This is a genomic window from Actinomadura logoneensis (assembly GCF_003428695.1).
Classification (GTDB): domain Bacteria; phylum Actinomycetota; class Actinomycetes; order Streptosporangiales; family Streptosporangiaceae; genus Spirillospora; species Spirillospora logoneensis.
The window spans coordinates 1-21,397 of the sequence record NZ_QURH01000285.1 but is presented as its reverse complement, the minus strand read 5'-3'; the positions used below and the strand labels follow the sequence as shown (position 1 = coordinate 21,397).

The window sequence follows — 21,397 nt, the reverse complement described above, 5'->3', positions numbered from 1 at the left end:
CCCCGTGCGGGGGGCGCGGCCCGGCGGAGCGGACTACTTCTCCAGCTCCTTGGCCTTCTTCTCGACGTCCTCGATGCCGCCGCACATGAAGAACGCCTGCTCGGGGATGTGGTCGTACTTGCCCTCGCAGAGCGCCTTGAACGAGGCGATCGTCTCGTCCTTCGGCACGGTGACACCGGGCTGGCCGGTGAACTGCTCGGCCACGTACATCGGGTGCGACAGGAAGCGCTCGATGCGCCGCGCCCGCTTGACGGTGACCTTGTCCTCCTCGGACAGCTCGTCGATACCGAGGATCGCGATGATGTCCTGGAGTTCCTTGTACTTCTGCAGGATCCGGATGACCTCCTGCGCCACGGCGTAGTGCTCCGCGCCCAGGATCTGCGGGTCCATGATCCGGGAGGACGAGTCCAGCGGGTCCACCGCCGGGAAGATGCCCTTCTCGGAGATGCCGCGCGAGAGAACGGTCCGCGCGTCGAGGTGCGCGAACGTGGTGTGCGGCGCCGGGTCGGTGATGTCGTCCGCGGGGACGTAGATCGCCTGCATCGAGGTGATCGAGTGACCCCGGGTCGAGGTGATGCGCTCCTGCAGCTCGCCCATCTCGTCCGCCAGCGTGGGCTGGTAGCCCACCGCGGACGGCATGCGGCCGAGCAGCGTGGAGACCTCGGAACCGGCCTGCGTGAAGCGGAAGATGTTGTCGATGAACAACATCACGTCCTGCTTCTGGACGTCCCGGAAGTACTCCGCCATCGTCAGACCCGACAGGGCGACGCGCATACGCGTGCCCGGCGGCTCGTCCATCTGGCCGAAGACCAGGGCGGTGTCCTTGAGGACGTCCGCCTCGTCCATCTCGACCCAGAGGTCGTTGCCCTCACGGGTGCGCTCACCCACGCCGGCGAACACCGAGGTGCCGCCGAAGTTGCGCGCGACGCGGCGGATCATCTCCTGGATGAGGACGGTCTTGCCCACACCCGCGCCACCGAACAGACCGATCTTTCCGCCCTTGACGTACGGGGACAGCAGGTCGATGACCTTGATGCCGGTCTCCAGCATCTCGGTGCGCGACTCGAGCTGGTCGAACGCCGGGGGCTTGCGGTGGATCTCCCACCGCTCGTTGATCTCCAGCGACGCGGTCGGGACGTCCAGGGTCTCCCCCAGGGCGTTCCACACGTGGCCCTTGGTGATGTCGCCGACGGGGACCGAGATGGCCGCGCCGGTGTCCACCACGGCCGCGCCGCGGACCAGGCCGTCGGTCGGCTGCATGGAGACCGCGCGGACTAGGTTGTCGCCCAGCTGCTGGGCGACCTCGAAGGTCAGCTTCTTGGTCTCGCCGCCGAGGGTGACCTCGGTGTGCAGCGCGTTGTTGATGCCCGGGATGGCGTCGGCGGGGAACTCCACGTCGACGACCGGGCCGATGACCCGGGCGACGCGCCCGGTGGCCGTCGCCGTCTCCTCTACCTGTGCGGTCACTCTCTCACTCCCCGCCAGAATCGGCGAGCGCGTCAGCGCCACCGACGATCTCGCTGATTTCCTGGGTGATCGCCGCCTGCCGCACCTGGTTCATCTGGCGCGTGTAGACACCGATCAGTTCGTTGGCATTGTCGGTCGCCGACTTCATCGCGCGCCGCCGCGCCGCGTGCTCGGACGCGGCCGACTGCAGCATCATGTGGAAGATGCGGCTCTCGATGTAGTTCGGCAGCAGCAGGTCGAGCGCGTCCGCGGCGGTCGGCTCGAACTCGTACGCCGGGGGCGTCCCGCCGTCGGCGGCCGTGGTGTCCTCGATCTCCAGCGGGATCAGCCGGTGGACCTGGACGGTCTGGGTCAGCATCGAGACGAACTCGGTGTAGACCACGTGGATCTCACCGACCCCGCCCTCGGCGTCGGTCTTCAGGAAGTCCGCCGCCAGCCGCCGCCCCACCTCCTCGGCGTGGTCGAACCGCGGCCGGTCGCTGAAGCCGGTCCAGTGCGCGCCCAGCTCCCGGTTGCGGAACCGGTACCAGGTGACGCCCTTGTTGCCGACGACGTACGGGATCGGGCGCTTGCCCTCGGCCCGCAGCTTGGCGATCAGGGCCTCGGCCTCGCGGATCACGTTGGCGTTGTAGCCGCCCGCGAAGCCGCGGTCGCTGGTGATGATCAGAACGGCGGTGCGCGCGTCCTCCGGCTGCTCGTTGAGCAGCGGGTGGTCGATCCCGACGTTGTGGCTGACCAGCGCGGTGAGGGCGCGGACGATCTGGTCGGCGTACGGCTTGGACGCCGCCACCGCCGCCTGCGCCTTCACGATGCGCGACGTCGCGATCATCTCCTGGGCGCGCGTGATCTTCGCGGTGGACTTCACCGACCGGATCTGCTGCCGCAGTTGACGGATCTGGGCCATGGCGTCAGCCCTTCTTGACGCGCTTGATCGTCTCCTGCTCGACGGCCTCGTCCGCGATCGGCTCGGCGGACTCGTCGCCGAGCAGCCCGCCCGAGCTGGTCTCGAACCCCTTCTTGAACTCCGTGATGGCGTCCTTCAGGGTGGTCAGACCGTCGTCGGAGAGCTGGCCCGTCTCGCGGATCGCGGTGAGCATGCCGCCGTGCTGGCGCTCCAGGTGGTCCAGGAACTCGGCCTCGAACCGCCGGATGTCCTCCACCGGGACGTCGTCCAGCTCGCCGGACGTGCCCGCCCACACCGAGACGACCTGCTTCTCGACCGGGAACGGCGAGCCCTGCGGCTGCTTCAGCAGCTCGACCAGGCGGGCGCCGCGCTCCAGCTGGGCGCGGGAGGCCGCGTCCAGGTCGGACGCGAACGCCGCGAACGCCTCCAGGTCACGGAACTGGGAGAGCGCCAGACGCAGGGTGCCGGCGACCTTGCGCATCGCCTTGATCTGCGCGGAGCCACCGACTCGCGAGACCGAGATACCGACGTTCACCGCGGGCCGGACGCCCTGGTTGAACAGGTCGGTCTCCAGGAAGCACTGGCCGTCGGTGATGGAGATGACGTTGGTCGGGATGAACGCCGAGACGTCGTTGCCCTTGGTCTCGATGATCGGCAGACCGGTCATCGAGCCCGCGCCCAGGTCGTCCGACAGCTTCGCGCAGCGCTCGAGCAGACGCGAGTGCAGGTAGAAGACGTCACCCGGGTACGCCTCGCGGCCCGGCGGGCGGCGCAGCAGCAGGGACACGGCGCGGTACGCCTCGGCCTGCTTCGACAGGTCGTCGAAGACGATCAGGACGTGCTTGCCCTGGTACATCCAGTGCTGGCCGATCGCGGAACCGGTGTACGGCGCGATGTACTTGTAGCCGGCCGGGTCGGACGCCGGGGCGGCCACGATCGTGGTGTACTCCAGCGCGCCGGCCTCTTCGAGGGTGCGGCGCACGTTCGCGATCGTGGAGCCCTTCTGGCCGACGGCGACGTAGACGCAGCGGACCTGCTTCTTCTCGTCGCCCGACTCCCAGGCTTCCTTCTGGTTCAGGATGGTGTCGATGCAGACCGTGGTCTTGCCGGTCTGCCGGTCACCGATGATCAGCTGCCGCTGGCCGCGGCCGATCGGGGTCATCGAGTCGATGGCCTTGATACCGGTCTGCAGCGGCTCCTTGACCGACTGCCGCTGCACGACGGTCGGGGCCTGCAGTTCCAGCGCACGACGCTCGGTGGACTCGATCGGGCCCTTGCCGTCGATCGGGTTGCCCAGCGCGTCCACGACGCGACCGAGGAAGCCGTCGCCCACCGGCACCGAGAGAACCTCGCCGGTGCGGCGGACCTTCTGGCCCTCCTCGATCTTGCTGAAGTCACCCAGGACGATGGCGCCGATCTCACGGACGTCCAGGTTCAGAGCCAGACCGCGCGTGCCGTCCTCGAACTCCAGGAGTTCGTTGGCCATCGCGGAGGGAAGCCCCTCGACGTGGGCGATACCGTCGCCGGAATCGACAACGGTGCCGACCTCTTCGCGCGCGGCGGCCTCGGGCTCGTACGACTGGACGAAGCGCTCCAGCGCGTTCCGGATCTCATCCGGACGGATCGTCAGCTCCGCCATGATTCCTCTCTTGCTCCCTTGGGGCTCAGGTGGCTCGTCGGTGGCTCGTCGTGCGCGTGGTGCGTACCGAGCGGCGCGAGCCGTGGCTCGTCAGCTCGCGAGCCGCCGGCGGACGTCGTCCAGCCGTCCGGCGATCGTGCCGTCGATGATCTCGTCCCCGATCTGGACCGACAGGCCGCCGATCGCGCTCGGGTCGATTTCGATGTTGAGGTGTACTTGGTGGCCGTAGGCCGTGGCGAGCACGGCGGCGAGCCGGTTGCGCTGGGCGGCCGACAGCTCCACCGGGGTGCGCACGAGCGCGACCAGCCGCTGGCGCCGCTTGGCGACGAGCCTGCCGTACTCGGCCAGCCCGCCCTCCAGGCTACGTCCCCGCGGGCGCAGCACGAGCTCGGTGACCAGCTCCAGCGTGGCGGCGGTGACCTTGCCGCCGAGCAGCGCCTCGACCAGGCCCTGCTTGCGCTCGACCGGCAGCCCGGGCGACGACAGCGCCCCGCGCAGCGCGGGGTCGCCCTCCACCACCCGGGAGAACCGGAACAGCTCGTCCTCGAGGTCGTCGATCCGGTCCTCCGCCTCGGCGCGGGCGGCCTCGGCGGTGACCGCGAGGGTCTCCACCGCGTCCGACAGCTCCGAGGGCTTGGACCACTTCATCCGCACGACGTCGGCGACCAGCCCGAGAGCGGCCGGCGAGACCTTGCCCTCGAGCAGGACCTGCACGAGCTGCGCCTTGTCCGCACCGTCCCGGGACGGGTCGGAGACCGCCCGCCGCAGGCCGTGCTCGCGGTCGAGCAGGTTCAGCACCGCGAACAGGTCCGCGCCGAGCCGGCTCAGGTCGGCGGACGGCAGGGCCGCCTCCAGCCGCTCCTGGGCCGTCGCCAGCGACGCCCTGCTCACCGCTCCCGTGATGGTCATGATGTGATCTGCTCCCGCGTGCTGGCGCGGCCCTCGAGCTCCTCGAGGAACCGGTCGACGACGCGGCTCTGCCGGGCGCTGTCCTCGAGGGACTCACCGACGACCTTGCCCGCCAGCTCGATCGACAGGGTGCCGATCTCGGCGCGCAGGGACTGCAGGGCCTGCTGCCGGTCGGCCTCGATCTGGGCGTGCGCCGACTCGACGATCCGCCGGGCCTCGGCCTGGGCCTGCTCGGTGATCTCGGCCTTGATGGCGGCGCCCTCCTCGCGAGCCTCCTCGCGGAGCCGGGCGGCCTCCTTGCGGGCCTCGGCGAGCTGGGCGCGGTACTGGTCCAGCGTCTCCTTGGCCTCGTCCTGCGCGGCCTCGGCGCGCTTGAGTCCGCCCTCGATCGCGTCCGTCCGCTCGGCGAGGGTCTTCTGGATCTGCGGAACCAGCTTCCAGCCGACCAGGAACAGCACGACGGCGAACGCGATCGTGCCGAAGATCAGCTCAGAGGCTTCCGGTACCAGAGGGTTTTCCGAAGCCAGAATCATCTAGTTCCCACCTTCCGATTCACGTTATGGAAGGACGGTTTCTACTTGTGCACGAACGGCACAACGAAACCGATGAGGGCGAGCGCCTCGGTGAGCGCGAAGCCCAGCAGCATGTTCTGGCGGATGACGTTGGTCAGCTCCGGCTGGCGGGCGATGGCCTGCACGCCCTGACCGAAGATGATGCCCACGCCGATGCCCGGGCCGATGGCCGCGAGACCGTACGCGACGGAACCGAGGTTGCCGGAGACGGCGGCGACAGCACTCATGCTCTTTCCTTTTCACTCGACCGGCAGAGGTTCCACCGGAGGGTTGCTTGGTAGCGGGTGTGGTTCAGGTCAGTGGTCCGCGTGCAGGCCGCTCTGGATGTAGCTGGCGGCGAGCAGCGTGAAGATGAACGCCTGGAGGGCCTGGATGAACAGCTCGAAGCCGGTCATCACGATGGTCATCAGGAAGCCGACGACCCCGACCCCGGCGCCCAGGACGGTGAGCTTCTCCACCAGGAACCAGTAGGCGACCGAGGCGAAGAAGGCGAGCAGGAGGTGACCGGCGAACATGTTCGCGAACAGTCGGACCGAGTGCGTGAACGGGCGCAGGATGAGGTTCGACAGGAGCTCGATCGGCGCGAGGATCACGTACAGCGGCTTGGGCAGGCCGGGCGGGAACATCATGTTCTTGAAGTAGCCGACCAGGCCCTGGTGCTTGATGCCGAGGAAGAGCATCATCAGGTACACCGCGATCGCGAACACGATCGGGAAGGCGATGTGCGAGTTCACCGGCAGGTACAGAACCGGGACGACGCCCATCCAGTTCATGAACAGGATGAAGAAGAAGGTGGAGAACAGGAACGGCATCCACCGGTCGCCGTCCTTGCCCAGCATCGGGCGCGCGACCTGGTCGCGGACGAACAGGTAGGCGACCTCGCCGACGTTCTGCACGCCCCGCGGCACGAGCTTCGCGCCGGCGAACGCGCGCCAGGCGAAGACGGTCACCAGGATGGCGCAGAGCCCGACGATCAGGGTGGGCTTGGTGAGCCAGTGCAGCCACGAGGGACCGTCGGGGAACAGCGGGCCCCAGTGGAAGATCTCGAGGCCGGGTGCCTCGAACTCGTCTCCACTGCCGGAGGCGAGGAGGTGCGGCGCGCTCACGCGGCAGTCCCTTCGTCAGTGACTCGGCAAGTCAGTCGGTGTTTCTTCGTCGGCTGCCTGCCCGGGGGCAGCGGCGGCGTTCCAAAGTCGGCGTAGGGCTTCCCGGCTGCGGGCGCGCCGTGCGTCGGCTCTCGCGTCAGCTCGTTCGCCCGTAGCGGTGGAAGACCAGGTAGAGCGCGAGAGCAAGGCCCACCAGGATCCCGATGGGGAACAGCGCCGAGGTGCCCAGCCAGCGGTCCAGCAGCCAGCCGAGGCCTCCGTACACCGCCATCCCGCTCAAGATGTAGCTCGGGATCGACCAGGCGGCGTTGGCGAAGCCTCGGTGTTCCGAGTCGATTCGATCCTGTTCCGAATCCTCGGTCTCCTGCGGATCGGGCCGGTGCCCCTCCTCGCTCATCGCAGGACGGACCATAGCAGGCCACCCCCCCGGTGGTCATATTGGAGTAGTCCAATCCCGCCATGATCATCCGAGCGTGCATCACGGGCTCCGGTCGGCCGGAGTGGCGACGTCGCGCTCGGACACGTCCGCCGCCGAGGAGTCGGCCCCGGACGGGGCGGGGTCGACGTAGAGCTGCTTGGCCCGCAGCGTGCCGCGGATCTCCGCGCCGAGCCAGACCAGGGTCAGGGCGACGACGGTGAACGCGAACGCGCGGGGGTTCCACGCGGTGGCGTCGCTGAAGGCGGCGATCAGCGCCAGCATGACCAGCAGCTTGCCGATGTAGCTGAACACGGCCGCCGCGAACATCATCTGCGGCGAGATCCGCGAGGCGTAGCTGACCGCCACGACGCTGACGGAGAAGAAGACGAGGACCGTGACCGTGCCGAGCCCCGCGCCGATGGCGCCCTTGGTCCCGGCGAGCAGTGCCCCGAGGACGATGGCGACGGCCCCGGCGATGGCCGAGGGGATCGCCGCGCCGCGCAGCATCCGGGCGTCGGAAGTATGCATGTGGGCTCCGAGCGGTCACTTTCAGTGGTCGGCTCTTGTTAGTGAAAGGTATCACAAGCGTCCAGAACGTCCACAATTACCCAAGATGTAATGAATGGACGGTCCCCTAACGTTACCTGTGCACCACGGACTGTAGCTCAGGTGAACGTCCGGATTCCGCGGAACGCCGGGGGCACGCCGGGGGTGCCGGCCCGCCCGCCGCACGGCTGCGGCGACGCCCGCCGCGCGCCCGCGGGGACGGTCGCCACCGGATGGGGAGACGCCTTCCGCGTACGTGCGGCGACGGCGTCAGTCTAGGAGCAGCCGAACCGTGCTCGGACCGGTCCGGGACGTCCGCCGACCGGCCGCACGTCCGTGCCGGACGGCTAGATGTGCTGGCGGTGCCTGCCGGTGCCGCCGTCCGGGAGGTCCGTGGCGGGCGGCTGAGCCGTGGCGGGCGACTGGGCCGCGGCGGACGGCTGTGCCGCGGAGACGCCGGGCACCGACACCTCGGCGGCGACCGCGGAGCCGGTGACGGTCTCCGGCGGGACGGGCTCGGAGGCGATGCGGCGGCCGGCCAGCCGGGGCAGTGCGATCATCAGCACGACGCCGCCGACCGCGACGGTCAGTGTGGCCGTGCCCACGAGGACGAGGTTGCTGGTGGTGGCCATGCCCATCAGCCCGCCCGCGAGCAGCCCGACCCAGAAGTACATGATCAGGACGGCGCGGCGGTGCGAGTGGCCGAGCTCCAGCAGGCGGTGGTGCAGGTGCCGCTTGTCCGGGGCGAACGGCGAGCGCCCGTCGTTGGTGCGCCGCCAGACCGCGAGCATCATGTCGACGAACGGGACGGCCGCGACCAGCGGCACCATCAGCAGCGGCACGTACAGCGGGAACAGCCGGTAGGTGCCGATGATGTCCGGGTCGAACTGGCCGGTCAGCATGATCGTCGAGCCGGACAGCAGCAGCCCGATCAGCATCGAGCCGGTGTCGCCCATGAAGATCCGGGCGGGGTTGAAGTTGTGCGGCAGGAAGCCCGCGCAGATCCCGACCAGGACGGCGGCGGTCAGCGTCGGACCGCTCAGCGTCGTGATGCCCTTGGCGTGCGACAGCAGGTAGGCGTAGGAGAACAGGGCCAGCGACGCGATCCCGACGACGCCCGCGGCCAGGCCGTCCAGGCCGTCGATGAAGTTCACCGCGTTGATCGTCGCCACCACGACCAGCACGGTCAGCGGCACGCCGTAGGCGGGCGGCAGGGACAGCGGCTCCCCGCTCGGCAGCGGCAGCACGTACAGCTGGATGCCCTGCATGATGAAGATCCCGGCGGCGGCCACCTGCCCGGCGAACTTGGTCAGCGGGTCGACGCCCCAGCGGTCGTCGGCGATGCCGAGCAGCACGATCAGCCCGCCCGCCAGCAGCAGCGCCCGGCCCAGGCTCACGTCGCCCTCGGCCAGCACCTGCCGCATCTTCGGCAGGCCGGACGCGACGATCAGCGCCCCGACCATGCCGCCGAACATCGCCAGGCCGCCCAGCCGCGGCGTCGGGATGACGTGCACGTCCCGGTCGCGCGGCGCCGCCTGCGCCCCGAACCAGACCGCGAACCTCCGGACGGCCGGGGTGAGCAGGTAGGTCACGAGGGCGGCGACGAGGATGGTGAGCAGGTACTCCCGCAACGCCCCGCGCCTCCCCTCTGCCTGGTTCCCCGGCGGGACCGGACGGCCCCACGCAGGTTCCTACGTTCGGCGGACACCGAATGGTTCCGCGCCTGTCACCTTGACGGTGTTCCGGGCCAACTCTATTCCTCCCGTCCGTCGCATGGCGCACATTGGCCGCACAGCGCCGCCGTCCCGGCGACCCCCAGGGCCGCGCCCGCCAGGGTCAGATCCCCCAGCGAGACGGCCCAGATCCCGTACCGGCCGACGTCGGCGGCGGCGTCGGCGAGGACGGCCAGAACGCCCGTGACCAGCAGGATCCGCCCGATCATGGCCTGCCGGGCGGGCCAGGCCGCCCCGGCGGGCCGCACCGGGTCGGCGAGCCGTCCGGCGGGTCCGGGCCGGCGCAGCAGCCACGGCAGCAGGGCGACCGCGAGGGCCAGCAGCCCGGTCCCGGCCCAGCCGCCGTCCCAGTAGGGACGGACATACCGGGGCGGTTGCGGACTGATCGCACTCCGGGGTAGCCGTACCCGGACGGTCATGCCCTCATGCGGGAGGAGCCCGGCCTGCAGGAAGTCCACGGCGTAGGGGCCGTCCCGGTCCCGCTGGCAGGGGACGGTCGCGTCCCCGCGCCCGGCCCGGCAGGACGCCTTCCAGCGGGCGCTCGGCGACTCCACCCGGACGGCGGCGTTGGCGATCGGGACGTCCCAGGCGGTGCCGATCGCGTCCCAGTCCAGCTCCCACCGGCCGTCCGGCAGGGGCGTGAACGCCCGTCCGAGGTCGTACTCGATCACGTACGCCTGCCGGCCGCGCACGGTGGTCCGGGCGTCCCCGACGGCGATCTCGAGGTCGTGCGGCAGCGTCAGGGTGCGCGCCCGCGCCGGGGCTCCGGTGGACGAGCTGGTCCGCAGGCCGCGGATGTCGAACACCCGTTCGCCGCGCCGGTACGGCACCCGCCGGGTGAACCCGTGGCCGCCCGCGGCGCCGAAGTCGTAGGTGATCGTCTCGCGGACGCCCACCACGCCGTCCCGGCCGATGATCATGGCGACGTCGTAGGTGGGGATCGCCCCGGCCTCATCCGCCCGCGCGGGCGGGGCGGCCAGCAGGAACAGGGACGCCAGCAGGGGCGGCACGAGAACGCCCGCACCCGCCGCTCTCCGGCCCCGCCCAAGCACCTCGCCCCCAAGCCCTCGGCTCAGTCAGCCCCCATGCTTCCACCGGCCACCCTCCCAGACCGGCACAACAAGCCGATTGACGGCAGGGACTCCGGCGGCCCTGAGGGGCGCGACCGACGCCCCGCCGACCGGGCGGCCTCCCTTACCGCTGGTCACGGCCTCCCTACGGACAGACCACCGCCTTCCACGTGATCCCCGCCCCAAACCCGGAGAATCCCCGCGCGGCGTTCGGCCGATCTTGCTACCGTGCGGACTTCTCACCCCGCACATCAGCCTCATTCCACTAGATGGAGGAACACATGCGACGTATCGCCACCGTGGCGATCACGACCGGCGCCCTCGCCGCCGGCCTGCTGGCCAGCGCGGGCGCGGCCAGCGCGGACCAGGGCTTCGCCCAGTCGCACAAGCTGCCGACCGCCACCTCCGGCGTGCAGGCCGCGGGCGCCAAGTACTTCGTCACCAAGAACGGCTGGGCCGCCATCAAGGCGGACGGCTACTACGCCCGCTCCGGCAAGGGCGTGAAGGTGAAGTTCTGGCTCGCCGACGGCAAGCGCAACGGCTGGTCCCCGGCCGTCCAGTTCGCCACCAAGATCACCGCCCCGGCGCGGGTCTCCCACATCTACTACATGACCTACAAGGGTCTGCCGGCGGACATGGAGTTCAAGCGCCTCTACGGCACCTACAGCCTGTCGAACGCCCCGCACCTCTACGTGCGCGAGGCCGGCGTCTACGTGAAGAACACCCACAAGGTCGCCTTCGGCCCGTGGAAGAAGCTCTACTGAGCCTTCCGCGTTAAGCACATCTGAATGGCCGGGCGGCCTCACCGCCCGGCCATTCGCCATTCCGGGAGAATTTCGCGCCCTTACCCAGAAGGCGACCGTTGAGGCGGTCGGCGCAACCATCTTCACTTCGTCCACGCAGAAAAATCGAGTACCGCCCCTGCCGCCGACTTGAAAATTACAAAGGCATGACTTCGCAGCTCGTGAACAATTCCAGGTCAGAAATCAGGCATACCATGTCTCCATTTTCCGAGCGCCCGATCCACGTTGGATACGCCCCGTCCCCCATGCCGCACTGGAACACGATGATATTCAGTCTTTCGTCGCCGGTCGGGACCACCAGCCCTCCGGCCTCATCGAGGCGATCCAGGGCTTTCACCAGAGGCGAGTCATCGTCCGGCTGCATCTGCTTCAGATAAGGCAGCGCGCCAACATCAAAGAACGCGCCGCAACCCGAGTCCACCCCGAACCCGAAGAATCCATCCTCGTCGAGGTCGGTAAGGTCCTCGTTGCCCCTCAATGCCATCTCCCAAGAAACGGGAGGCATGTCGCCGATCTCGATCCTCGCAGCGTTCACAAGCCGAAGCGGCGAAGGAAGGCCAGGATTCGGCGACGTTTCCCAGTGCGAGATCGACAAGCTCACGACATACTTGCCGGGGGGCAGCGGCGCGCTGAAGGGCTCCTCGTGCTCGGCCACGTCAGGATCCTGGGCGATCAAGCGGCCAGAGGGCAGGAGAAGCTCGCCTACCGTTCGGACGTCGATGGTCGACTGGCTGCCATCCTTCCACCGGAGGCGAGTTCCGGCCTGAAACATCACCTCGAAGTCGGGCATTTCAAGCATCTTGATCCTTCCGTTTCACCATCCGCGGACAGCGTGGCTGAATCCTGACGGAGCGCTGGTGCTGTCGGTTCTTCGCAGCCGCGGTTCGGCACCTCTTCTCCTCGCGTATCAGCCTGTCGCGCTGGTGACGTCATCCCCGGACGGGACACCGGCCGTGGCCCAAGGACTGGCGGCATGACGCGCTGGTGCCGTCTGGCTGTTTGCCACGCTGCCGCCGATACGCGGTCGGCTCGTGCGTTTCCAGGGCGAGGTAGCTGCTTACAGATCGCGCGGCTCCAAGTGCAACTGAATGGCCGGGCGGCCTCACCGCCCGGCCATTCGCCATTCCTGGGGTGATCACTAGTCCCCTTCGGGGGCCGGGTCCGGCCGTGTCGGCTCTGTTGTGATCAAGGCCACATTCTGGTCGGGCACTTTTGCCCTCCGGGCCGTTTGCCCAGGTCAGGACGGGTGAGCTCGGGGGTCGCGGCTGGTTTCGGAGGTGCCTCGAACGGGGTTGGACGTCGCCCGAAGCCCCCCGGTTCCCGTCTCTCCGGACATCGCTCTGAGTTACCGATAATGGTGGAAATGGGTGACGAAACCCCTGCTACGGTTACGGCGATCTTCATTCGATATCCCCCACACAACGGAGGATCCATGCGACGCATCGCCACTGTGGCGATCACTTCCGGCGCCCTCGTCGCCGGACTGATGGCGACCGGCGGCAGCGCCCTCGCCGACGACGGCGGTGTCCTGAAGGGCTCCGGCAACGTCCCGGCCGCCCCGGCTCCGGCCGCCGTCAAGGGCCAGGTCCAGGCACAGGGCAAGACGGCCTTCACCCTCAAGTACTCCGGCCTGGGCGCGACCACGGCCTGGGGCTACTACTGGTACAGCAAGTCCAAGTACCACGGCCGGTACTACAAGACCCGCGTCGTGGACGGCTACGTCCGCGACAACAAGGCCGGTCTCTACTCCTGCATGGAGATCAAGTTCTACGCCGCCCGCGGCCAGAACTTCAAGACCGAGGACCGGGTCATCTACAACAACCGCGGCAAGGGCCGGACGGTGCACCTCGCCATCAGCTCGTGGAACGTCGGCAAGATGGCCATGCGCGAGTGCGAGGGCTACCCGACCAGCCGGGGCTTCCACGTGTCGCACGCCGGCTCGTGGCGGGTCTTCTACTGATCGGCCGTCCGCCGCGCTGACCGCCGGCGGGCATGATCGGTAGACGGGAGCGAATACGGGGGCTTCGCCGCAGCGGCTGCGGCGGGGCCCCCGTTTTCCTTGTCCGGCGCGCCGGTCCGCGAGGCTCGCGGCGGCCCGGCCGGTCCAGCCCCCGGAAGTGGCTCAGACGGCTCTCAGGACGCCGTTCCGGGCTCGTCCTTGCGAGGGGAGGGCCTCGTGTCGGCCACGGCGGGCTCACCGCGCTGGGCACCGTTCGCGGCCCCGCCGTCCCCGTGCTCCGGACGCGCCTCGTCCGACGCGGGGGTCTCGGGGTCGAGCGGCTTGCCGACCTCGGACGCGGTGTCGTCGTCGGGCTTGATGTCGTCGTCGGGCTTGATGTCGTCCTCGTCGGTGAGCAGGACGCCGACGACCGCGCGGATCCTGTCCTCGGAGATCGCGCCGAGCCGCAGCAGCCGCGGAATGGGGCCGGTCAGGTCCACGATCGTGGACGCCTCGCCCTGCGCCACCCGGCCGCCGTCCAGGTACACCTCGACCGAGTCGCCGAGCATCTCCTCGGCCTCGTCGGCGTCGCGCGCCGCCGGACGGCCCGACAGGTTCGCGCTCGACACCGCCAGCGGACCGGTCTCCTTCAGCAGCTCCACGGCCAGCGTGTCCATCGGCATCCGGACGGCGACGGTGCCCTTGGTCTCCCCCAGGTCCCACATCAGGTTGGGGTTGGCGCGGCACACGATCGTCAGCGCGCCCGGCCAGAACTCGTCGATCAGGTCCTGCCCGTAGGTGCCCAGGTCCTCGATCAGGGCGGTCGCCGCGCGCACCGAGCCCACCAGCACCGGCGGCGGCATGTTCCGGCCGCGGCCCTTGGCGTTCAGCAGGCCGGTCACCGCCGACGGGGTGAACGCGTCCGCGCCGACCCCGTACACGGTGTCGGTCGGCAGGACGATCAGCTCACCGCGCCGGACGGCCGACACCGCCTCGGCGATCCCGCGCGTCCGCTCCATCGGATCCGAGCAGTCATAACGTCGGCTCACGGCTGTCCCCGTCGAACTCGGCTTGCTGTGCTGACGTGGGAAAGACTATCGGCGGCCGGGCAGTGCGCGGGCGCGCCCCGCGCCCGGCGCCCCGCGGCCGGTCAGGTGGTGCCGAGGCGGGCGGTGACGAAGCGGTCCCGGTTGGTGAGGTCCTTGTGGTTGCGGACGTCCCGCCAGCCGTTCTCCTCGGCGAACACCCAGTAGACGGCGGTGCCCTGCAGGTCGCTGTGCTCGACGGCGACGTAGCCGCCGGGGCGCAGCAGGCGGCGGGCGGTGCGCTCGACCACGCGGATCGCGTCCAGACCGTCCTCGCCGCCGCCCCACAGGGCGTCGGCCGGGTCGTGGTCGCGGACGTCGGTGGGGACGTACTCCCACTCGCTCATCGGGATGTACGGCGGGTTCGACACGACGAGGTCGACGGTGCCGTTCAGCTCCGGCAGGGCCGACGCGAAGTCGCCCAGGTGCAGCTTCACCTGGCCGCGCTCGTCGAGGTCCTCGACGTTGCGGTCGGTGTGGACGTAGGCGGTCGGGTCCTTCTCCACCGCGTGCACGCGCGCGCGGGGGGACTCCTGCGCCAGCGAGAGCGCGATCGCGCCCGAGCCGGTGCCGAGGTCGACGACGAGAGGGTCCTGGACGTCCATGTCGCGCAGGGTCTCCAGCGCCCAGCCGACCATGACCTCGGTCTCCGGACGGGGCACGAACACCCCCGGCCCGACCTTGAGCTCCAGGTAGCGGAAGAACGCGCGCCCGGTGATGTGCTGCAGCGGCTCGCCGGCCTCCCGGCGCGCCACGTACTCCCAGAACAGGGCGTCGAACGCGCCGTCCGGGACGGTGTGCAGCTCGGCGCGGCTCACCTGGTGCACGGCGGCGGCGAGCTCCTCGGCGTCGGCGCGCGGCGAGGCGACCCCGGCGTCGGCGAGCCGTGCCGTGGCCCTGGCGATCTCGTCGAGCAGCAGGTTCATGACGACTGCTGGGCCTCCGCGAGGCGTCGCTCGGTGTCGGCGTCCACGAGGGCCTGGACGACGTTGTGGAGGTCGCCGTCCAGCACCTGGTCGAGGTTGTACGCCTTGTACCCGACCCGGTGGTCGGAGATCCGGTTCTCCGGGTAGTTGTAGGTGCGCACCCGCTCGGACCGGTCGACGGTCCGGACCTGGGACTTGCGCTCGGCGGACGCCGCGGCCTCCGCCTCCTCCTGCGCCATCGCCAGCAGCCGGGACCGCAGGATGCGCAGCGCCTGCTCCTTGTTCTGGAGCTGGGACTTCTCGTTCTGGCAGGAGACGACCACGCCGGTCGGCAGGTGCGTGATGCGGACCGCCGAGTCGGTGGTGTTGACCGACTGCCCGCCCGGCCCGGACGACCGGTAGACGTCGATCCGCAGGTCGTTCGGGTCGATCTGGACGTCCACCTCCTCGGCCTCCGGGGTGACCAGCACGCCGACGGCGGAGGTGTGGATGCGGCCCTGCGACTCGGTCGCGGGCACCCGCTGGACGCGGTGGACGCCGCCCTCGAACTTCAGCCGGGTCCAGACGCCCTCGGCGTCGGCGGTGCCGGACTTGTTCTTCACCGCGACCGTGACGTCCTTGTACCCGCCGAGGTCGGACGGGTGGCTGTCGATGATCTCGGTCTTCCAGCCGGTGCGCTCGGCGTACCGCAGGTACATGCGGAGCAGGTCGCCGGCGAACAGCGCGGACTCCTCGCCGCCCTCGCCCGCCTTGATCTCCAGGATCACGTCCTTGTCGTCGCTGGGGTCGCGGGGCAGCAGCAGGTGCCGCAGCCGCTCCTCCAGCTCGCCGGCGTGCCGCTGGAGATCGTCGGCCTCGGCGGCGAACGCCGGGTCCTCGCCGGCCAGCTCACGGGCGGCGGCGAGGTCGTCCTCGGTCGAGCCCAGTTCCCGGTAGGTCTCGACGATCGGGCGCAGCTGGGCGTACCGCTTGCCCAGTCGGCGGGCGAGCGCCTGGTCGGCGTGGACCGACGGGTCGGCGAGCCGTCCCTCGATGTCGGTGTATTCGCTGATGAGTTCGTCGAGTTTCACGGTGGGTCCCGGCCTGGTAGCAGAGTCGAGCGGGCCCGGGGACGGCGCGTCCCCGGGCCCCCTCCTTGGCGCTGTGGGTCAGGCCGCGGGCTACTTGGCCTTCTTGCCGAAGCGCTGCTCGAAGCGCGCCACCCGGCCGCCGGTGTCCAGGATCTTCTGCTTGCCCGTGTAGAACGGGTGGCAGTTGGAGCAGACGTCGGAGTTGATGACGCCGTTGGCGGCGGTGCTCCGCGTCTCGAAGGTGTTACCGCACGTGCACGTCACGGTCGTGACGGCATAGTTCGGGTGGATGTCGGGCTTCACTGGGATCTCTCCTCGCTCGGGGCGGTCGCCGGACGTCCCACGTCCCGCGGGGCGCGAACCGGTACCGCAGCGCTTGCACACCAAGTGTGCCAGATACCCGAACGTGCCGAGGTCACCGGGCATTCCCGACCCCGCCTCAATGATCTTGCCCGCGACCGGTCTCCCGCGCCTCCGCGTCCCGTCCGTCCACCGCGCGCCTGCGGGGCGGACCGGCCGGGGAGCGGCGCCGGCGATCGACGGAGCCTGCCCGCGCAGGGTAGCCGAACCTGGCCGAAAAGGCAGATCGGCCCCGATCAATCGGCCGACACGGCCGCCCCGGCTCGATCGTCCCGGATCAGGCGGCTCGGATCAGGCGGCTCGGATCAGGCGGCTCGGATCAGTCGCGCCAGATCAGGCGTGGCCGAGGTAGGCGAGGACCGCCATGACGCGGCGGTGCTCGCCGCCGGCGGGCTGGAGGCCGAGCTTGGCGAAGATGCTGGAGATGTGCTTCTCCACCGCCCCCTCGGTGACCACCAGGTCGGCGGCGATGGCGCCGTTGGTGCGGCCCTGGGCCATCAGGCCGAGCACCTCGCGCTCGCGCGGCGTGAGGCTCCTCAGCGGGTCGCCCGCGCGGCGGCGGCCGAGCAGCTGGCCGATCACCTCCGGGTCGATCACCGTGCCGCCCGTGGCGATCCGGCGCACCGCGTCCACGAACTCCGCGACGTCCGACACCCGCTCCTTCAGCAGGTAGCCGACGCCCTCGGCGCCGCCGCCGATCAGGTCGGTCGCGTACCGCTCCTCCACGTACTGCGACAGGACGAGGATCGGCGTCCCGGGCAGCCGCTCGCGGACGGCCAGCGCCGCCCGCAGCCCCTCGTCGGTGAAGGACGGCGGCATCCGCACGTCCACGACCGCCAGGTCGGGACGGTGCTCCTCGACCGCCGCCAGCAGCGCCGTACCGTCCCCCACCTGCGCGACCGTCTCGATCCCCTCGTCCGCGAGCAGCCGGACGAGTCCCTCGCGCAACAGCACCGAATCCTCGGCGATCACCACCCGCATGCCCCCAGTATCCCGGCTCGCGGGGTCCGCTCCGTGCGCGTCGGGGCGCATCCGGGGGCTAGCTAGGCGGGGCAGGCCTGGCGCTGGGCGGTCAGCTCCAGCGGCTTGCGGATCAAGCTGAGGCCGAGTCTGCGCGACGTCGCACAGAACCTGCTCAGCGGAAGCTCGTACTCGGCGTGGAACACGGCCTTGCCCGCCTTGACGAACGGGAGCAGCCGGCCGCACTCGCCGTACTGCGCGCACTGCTCGTCGACCGCGAAGTCCATGACCCCGACGAGCTGGGGGATCTGGTCGAGATCGTTCTTGAGGCCGATCGCGAGACCGCGCTGGTGCGCCATGGACGCCAGCATCCGGTTGAAGGCGAGCTGGTCCCGCGCGGTCAGCTTGAACCCGGTGTCGTGCCGGTAGCCGTCCATCCAGTCGGGCTCCACGCCGTCGAAGCCCTTCTTCCTGCACTGGTCGAGCCGGGCCGCCCAGATCGGCCGCAGGACGTCCAGCCGCCGGATGTCCACCCAGCGCTCGCCGGGCCAGTCCTCGACCTTCTTGCCGAGCACGCGCGCCGGGAAGCGCTTGAAGTCCGGACGCCAGTTCTCGGCCGAGCCGATCGCGGTGTAGCAGATCGTCCTGCGTCCGGCCTTCTTCAGCCGGGCGACCGTGGCGGCGGGCGTCTCGAACAGGTCCACGTCGTACACCTGCGCCCGGACGGACGTGTCGACGCGTCCGCTGAGCTGCCACTGCCAGGTGACGCGCGGCCTGGGCTTCCACCAGGTCGCCGCGGCGCCCGCCGCCTCCCGCCCGGCCTTCCCCTGGGACGCCGTCTCGGCCGCCCGCTCCCCGCCCGTCCCGCCGCACGCCCCCGCGGCCAGGAGGGCCGTCAGGACGAGCGCGAGTCCCCGCATCGAACGCGACATGAGTTCCCCGTCTGCTATGTCGGCAATGAGCCGATCATGCCAGGACGGCCCGGGGATGATCACCAGTCGCAGGGAAGGTCCGCGCGGATCACGGTCGGGCCGCCGGGCGGGCTGTCCACGGTGAGGATGCCGTCGATCGTCGCGGCGCGGTCGGCCAGGCCCGCCAGTCCCCCGCCCGGCTCGGACCTCGCGCCGCCCACGCCGTCGTCGGCGATCTCGACCACGACCCAGCGGTCCTCGCGCGCGACCTTCACCGACGCGCTCGTCGCCCGCGCGTACTTGGAGACGTTCGTCAGGGCCTCGGCCACCACGAAGTACGCGATGCTCTCCACGGCCGCCGGAGGGCGCTCGTCCAGCTCGACGGTCACCTCCACCGGGACGGCGGCGCGGCCCGCGAGGCCCGACAGCGCCGCGTCCAGGCCCCGGTCGGTGAGGATCGCCGGGTAGATGCCGCGCGCCAGGTCCCGCAGCTCGGCGATCGCCTCCTTCGCGCCCGCGTGGGCCTGCTCGATCAGCTGCCGCGCGGCCTCCGGGTCGCTGTCCAGCTTCGTGCGCGCCCGGCCGATGTCCATCGCGACCGACAGCAGCCGCTGCTGCGCGCCGTCGTGCAGGTCGCGCTCGATCCGGCGGCGCTCGGCCTCCACCGCGTCCACGCCGCGCGCCCGGCTGGCCCGCAGCCGCTCGGCCCGCTCGCGCAGCTCGGCGTTCTCCTGCTGGGAGCCGGTCGCGCCGAGCAGCGTCCGCGCCCAGAAGGTGTGCGCGACGGCCATCGCCCGCGTGGCGTACAGGGCCGGGAGGACGAGCACCAGCCCGACCGCCGTCGCCCACAGCCCGCTCAGCGGATCACGGATGTAGACCGCGACCGGACCCACGACGTACTGCATCCCGTGCGAACCCGCCACCAGCACCGGAGACAGCACGAGCAGCCCGACCGGGCCCCACAGGAACACCCACACCACGATCTCGGCCATCGCGAGCGGCAGCATCAGGCCCAGGTAGACGAGGTCCTTCCAGGTCGCCGGGTCGGCCGCCATCGCCCGGACCTTGGCGGACATGCCGCGTCCCGGCGGCAGCGGACGGTACGGATCGGCGATCCGCAGCCCGTAGGTCACCCGCAGGAGCCGCCGCTCCAGCATCGCCCCGCCCCGCCACAGCACCATCATCGCGACGAGCATCAGCAGGCCCACCCACAGGGCCGACAGCGCCAGCGACAGCGTCAGCCCGGCCGCCAGCGCGACGAACCAGAACAGCCCCAGGCCGAACGCCAGCGGCGGCTGCGCGACCGCCAGCCACGTCACGGGCGTCCGCAGCATCGCCACCGGACGCCACGACGCGTCCACCACGGACCTGCCCCAGGCCGTCCGGGCCACCTCGCCCACCGAACCCCCCACGCACTCGTCCAAACCAGCACCCACCCTGCCCGACGCGCCCGCGCCGCCACCATGAAGAAGCCACCCGAGCCGCACTGGGGTAAACCCCACCCCCGCGCGCCGGGGCGCCTGGGCGGACAAAGAAATACGCCCCGGCCGGGTGGCCGGGGCGTACCTCACGAGATCACTCAGCGGTCGCCGAACCCCGCTCGCTCAGCGGCGCTCGGACGCGCTCAGCGGCCATCAGACCTGCTCAGCGGTCCTCGGACCTGCTCAGCGGTCGTCGGACCCGCTCAGCGGTCGTCGGACCCGCTCAGCGGTCGTCGGACACGGTGGTCTTCTGGACCTGCAGGAGGAACTCGGCGTTCGACTTGGTCTCCTTCATCTTCTCGATGAGGAGCTCCAGCGCCTGCTGGGTGTCGAGGGCGTGCAGGACGCGGCGGAGCTGCCAGACGATGCGCAGCTCCTCCGGCGCCATGAGGATCTCCTCCTTGCGGGTGCCGGACGCGTCCACGTCCACCGCCGGGAAGATCCGCTTGTCGGCCAGCGCCCGGTTGAGCTTGAGCTCCATGTTGCCGGTGCCCTTGAACTCCTCGAAGATGACCTCGTCCATACGGGATCCGGTCTCCACCAGGGCGGTGGCGAGGATGGTCAGCGAGCCGCCGTTCTCGATGTTGCGGGCCGCGCCGAAGAACCGCTTGGGCGGGTACAGCGCGGTGGAGTCCACACCACCGGACAGGATGCGCCCGGACGCCGGGGCCGCCAGGTTGTAGGCGCGGCCCAGGCGGGTGATCGAGTCGAGCAGCACGACCACGTCGTGGCCCAGCTCCACCAGCCGCTTGGCGCGCTCGATGGCGAGCTCGGCGACCGTGGTGTGGTCCTCGGCGGGACGGTCGAAGGTCGAGTGGATGACCTCGCCCTTCACCGACCGCTGCATGTCGGTGACCTCTTCCGGACGCTCGTCCACGAGGACGACCATCAGGTGGCACTCCGGGTTGTTCTTGGTGATCGCGTTCGCGATCGACTGGAGCACCATGGTCTTGCCGGCCTTCGGCGGCGAGACGATCAGACCGCGCTGGCCCTTGCCGATCGGCGACACCAGGTCGATGATCCGCGTGGTCAGCACGCCCGGGTCGGACTCCAGGCGGAGCCGCTCCTGCGGGTACAGCGGGGTGAGCTTGGAGAACTCGACGCGCTGCTTGGCCTGCTCGGGCTCCATGCCGTTCACGGTGTCGAGCCGGACCAGCGCGTTGAACTTCTCGCGCCGCTCGCCCTCACGGGCCTGCCGCACCGCACCGGTGATCACGTCGCCCTTGCGCAGGCCGTTCTTGCGGACCTGGGCGAGCGAGACGTACACGTCGTTCGGGCCGGGCAGGTAGCCGGTCGTCCGGACGAAGGCGTAGTTGTCGAGGATGTCGAGGATGCCGGCGACCGGGATGAGGACGTCGTCCTCGTTGATCACGGGCTCCTCGTAGCGCTCACCGCGCCCGCGGCCGCGGTTGCGCTCGCGGAACCGGCGTCCGCGCCGGCCCCGGCCGCTGCCGTCGCCGTCGTCGTCGGCCGGGCCGCCCTGGCTCTGGCCGCCGCG

The 21,397-nt window shown here is 70.4% G+C and carries 22 protein-coding genes; 2 read left to right on the top strand and 20 right to left on the bottom strand.

What is annotated here, in order from left to right; translation table 11 throughout:
- Positions 1-33: 33 nt before the first annotated feature.
- The 11 genes from atpD to DZF91_RS17065 all read right to left on the bottom strand — a co-directional run bounded on the left by atpD (position 34) and on the right by DZF91_RS17065 (position 10,304).
- Entirely contained in the window at positions 34-1,467 is a 1,434-nt protein-coding gene (atpD, locus tag DZF91_RS17115) for a F0F1 ATP synthase subunit beta (RefSeq protein ID WP_117358456.1), read from the bottom strand.
- Between the two features lie 4 nt (positions 1,468-1,471).
- Positions 1,472-2,371, bottom strand: a complete 900-nt coding sequence (locus tag DZF91_RS17110) for a F0F1 ATP synthase subunit gamma (RefSeq protein WP_117358455.1) — start codon at positions 2,369-2,371, stop codon at positions 1,472-1,474.
- Positions 2,372-2,375: 4 nt separating this feature from the next.
- On the bottom strand, positions 2,376-4,010 hold the full coding sequence (gene atpA / locus DZF91_RS17105) for a F0F1 ATP synthase subunit alpha (protein ID WP_117358454.1): 1,635 nt from the start codon (positions 4,008-4,010) through the stop codon (positions 2,376-2,378).
- A 90-nt stretch (positions 4,011-4,100) separates the two neighbouring features.
- Complete coding sequence (locus DZF91_RS17100; protein ID WP_117358453.1) at positions 4,101-4,919, bottom strand: F0F1 ATP synthase subunit delta; 819 nt, start codon at positions 4,917-4,919, stop codon at positions 4,101-4,103.
- Positions 4,916-5,452, bottom strand: a complete 537-nt coding sequence (locus tag DZF91_RS17095; protein ID WP_117358452.1) for a F0F1 ATP synthase subunit B — start codon at positions 5,450-5,452, stop codon at positions 4,916-4,918. The genes DZF91_RS17100 and DZF91_RS17095 overlap by 4 nt, the downstream gene beginning before the upstream one ends.
- A gap of 41 nt (positions 5,453-5,493) precedes the next feature.
- Positions 5,494-5,718 (bottom strand): ATP synthase F0 subunit C, encoded by a 225-nt coding sequence (atpE, locus tag DZF91_RS17090; protein WP_117358451.1) that lies wholly within the window; start codon positions 5,716-5,718, stop codon positions 5,494-5,496.
- 69 nt (positions 5,719-5,787) lie between these two features.
- Positions 5,788-6,597, bottom strand: coding sequence for a F0F1 ATP synthase subunit A (gene atpB / locus DZF91_RS17085; protein WP_117358450.1), 810 nt, complete (start codon positions 6,595-6,597; stop codon positions 5,788-5,790).
- A gap of 136 nt (positions 6,598-6,733) precedes the next feature.
- A complete protein-coding gene (locus DZF91_RS17080) occupies positions 6,734-6,994 on the bottom strand; it encodes an AtpZ/AtpI family protein (RefSeq protein ID WP_117358458.1) in 261 nt (86 codons plus the stop codon).
- Positions 6,995-7,075: 81 nt separating this feature from the next.
- Positions 7,076-7,543: a hypothetical protein gene (locus DZF91_RS17075; protein WP_199486695.1), complete on the bottom strand. Its 468-nt coding sequence runs from the start codon at positions 7,541-7,543 to the stop codon at positions 7,076-7,078.
- Between the two features lie 365 nt (positions 7,544-7,908).
- A complete protein-coding gene (locus DZF91_RS17070) occupies positions 7,909-9,192 on the bottom strand; it encodes a glycosyltransferase family 4 protein (protein WP_117358449.1) in 1,284 nt (427 codons plus the stop codon).
- Positions 9,193-9,314: 122 nt separating this feature from the next.
- On the bottom strand, positions 9,315-10,304 hold the full coding sequence (locus DZF91_RS17065) for a DUF2207 domain-containing protein (RefSeq protein WP_117358448.1): 990 nt from the start codon (positions 10,302-10,304) through the stop codon (positions 9,315-9,317).
- Positions 10,305-10,645: 341 nt separating this feature from the next.
- On the opposite strand from DZF91_RS17065, the gene DZF91_RS17060 reads away from it, so the two are divergent.
- Entirely contained in the window at positions 10,646-11,128 is a 483-nt protein-coding gene (locus DZF91_RS17060; RefSeq protein WP_117358447.1) for a hypothetical protein, read from the top strand.
- 175 nt (positions 11,129-11,303) lie between these two features.
- Here DZF91_RS17060 and DZF91_RS17055 read toward each other — a convergent pair whose 3' ends face one another.
- Positions 11,304-11,966, bottom strand: a complete 663-nt coding sequence (locus DZF91_RS17055; protein WP_117358446.1) for a DUF4241 domain-containing protein — start codon at positions 11,964-11,966, stop codon at positions 11,304-11,306.
- Between the two features lie 633 nt (positions 11,967-12,599).
- Here DZF91_RS17055 and DZF91_RS17050 point away from each other — a divergent pair.
- Positions 12,600-13,127 (top strand): hypothetical protein, encoded by a 528-nt coding sequence (locus DZF91_RS17050; RefSeq protein WP_147341185.1) that lies wholly within the window; start codon positions 12,600-12,602, stop codon positions 13,125-13,127.
- 173 nt (positions 13,128-13,300) lie between these two features.
- Here the strand turns inward: DZF91_RS17050 and DZF91_RS17045 are convergent, their stop codons facing one another.
- From DZF91_RS17045 to rho, 8 genes are all read right to left on the bottom strand, one after another.
- Entirely contained in the window at positions 13,301-14,155 is an 855-nt protein-coding gene (locus DZF91_RS17045) for an L-threonylcarbamoyladenylate synthase (RefSeq protein WP_117358444.1), read from the bottom strand.
- Positions 14,156-14,256: 101 nt separating this feature from the next.
- On the bottom strand, positions 14,257-15,117 hold the full coding sequence (gene prmC / locus DZF91_RS17040; RefSeq protein ID WP_117358443.1) for a peptide chain release factor N(5)-glutamine methyltransferase: 861 nt from the start codon (positions 15,115-15,117) through the stop codon (positions 14,257-14,259).
- Complete coding sequence (gene prfA / locus DZF91_RS17035; RefSeq protein ID WP_117358442.1) at positions 15,114-16,187, bottom strand: peptide chain release factor 1; 1,074 nt, start codon at positions 16,185-16,187, stop codon at positions 15,114-15,116. The genes prmC and prfA overlap by 4 nt, the downstream gene beginning before the upstream one ends.
- Before the next feature lie 90 nt (positions 16,188-16,277).
- A complete protein-coding gene (rpmE, locus tag DZF91_RS17030; protein ID WP_117358441.1) occupies positions 16,278-16,490 on the bottom strand; it encodes a 50S ribosomal protein L31 in 213 nt (70 codons plus the stop codon).
- Between the two features lie 390 nt (positions 16,491-16,880).
- Positions 16,881-17,528, bottom strand: a complete 648-nt coding sequence (locus DZF91_RS17025) for a response regulator transcription factor (protein ID WP_117358440.1) — start codon at positions 17,526-17,528, stop codon at positions 16,881-16,883.
- Positions 17,529-17,590: 62 nt separating this feature from the next.
- The gene (locus tag DZF91_RS17020) at positions 17,591-18,427 is read right to left on the bottom strand and encodes an endo alpha-1,4 polygalactosaminidase (RefSeq protein ID WP_199486694.1); all 837 of its coding nucleotides are present in this window, start codon (positions 18,425-18,427) and stop codon (positions 17,591-17,593) included.
- A gap of 71 nt (positions 18,428-18,498) precedes the next feature.
- A complete protein-coding gene (locus DZF91_RS17015) occupies positions 18,499-19,830 on the bottom strand; it encodes a sensor histidine kinase (protein ID WP_235834358.1) in 1,332 nt (443 codons plus the stop codon).
- Positions 19,831-20,122: 292 nt separating this feature from the next.
- Positions 20,123-21,397, bottom strand: a 1,275-nt coding sequence (gene rho / locus DZF91_RS17010) for a transcription termination factor Rho (RefSeq protein WP_117358438.1), incomplete at its 5' end; no start/stop codon positions are given.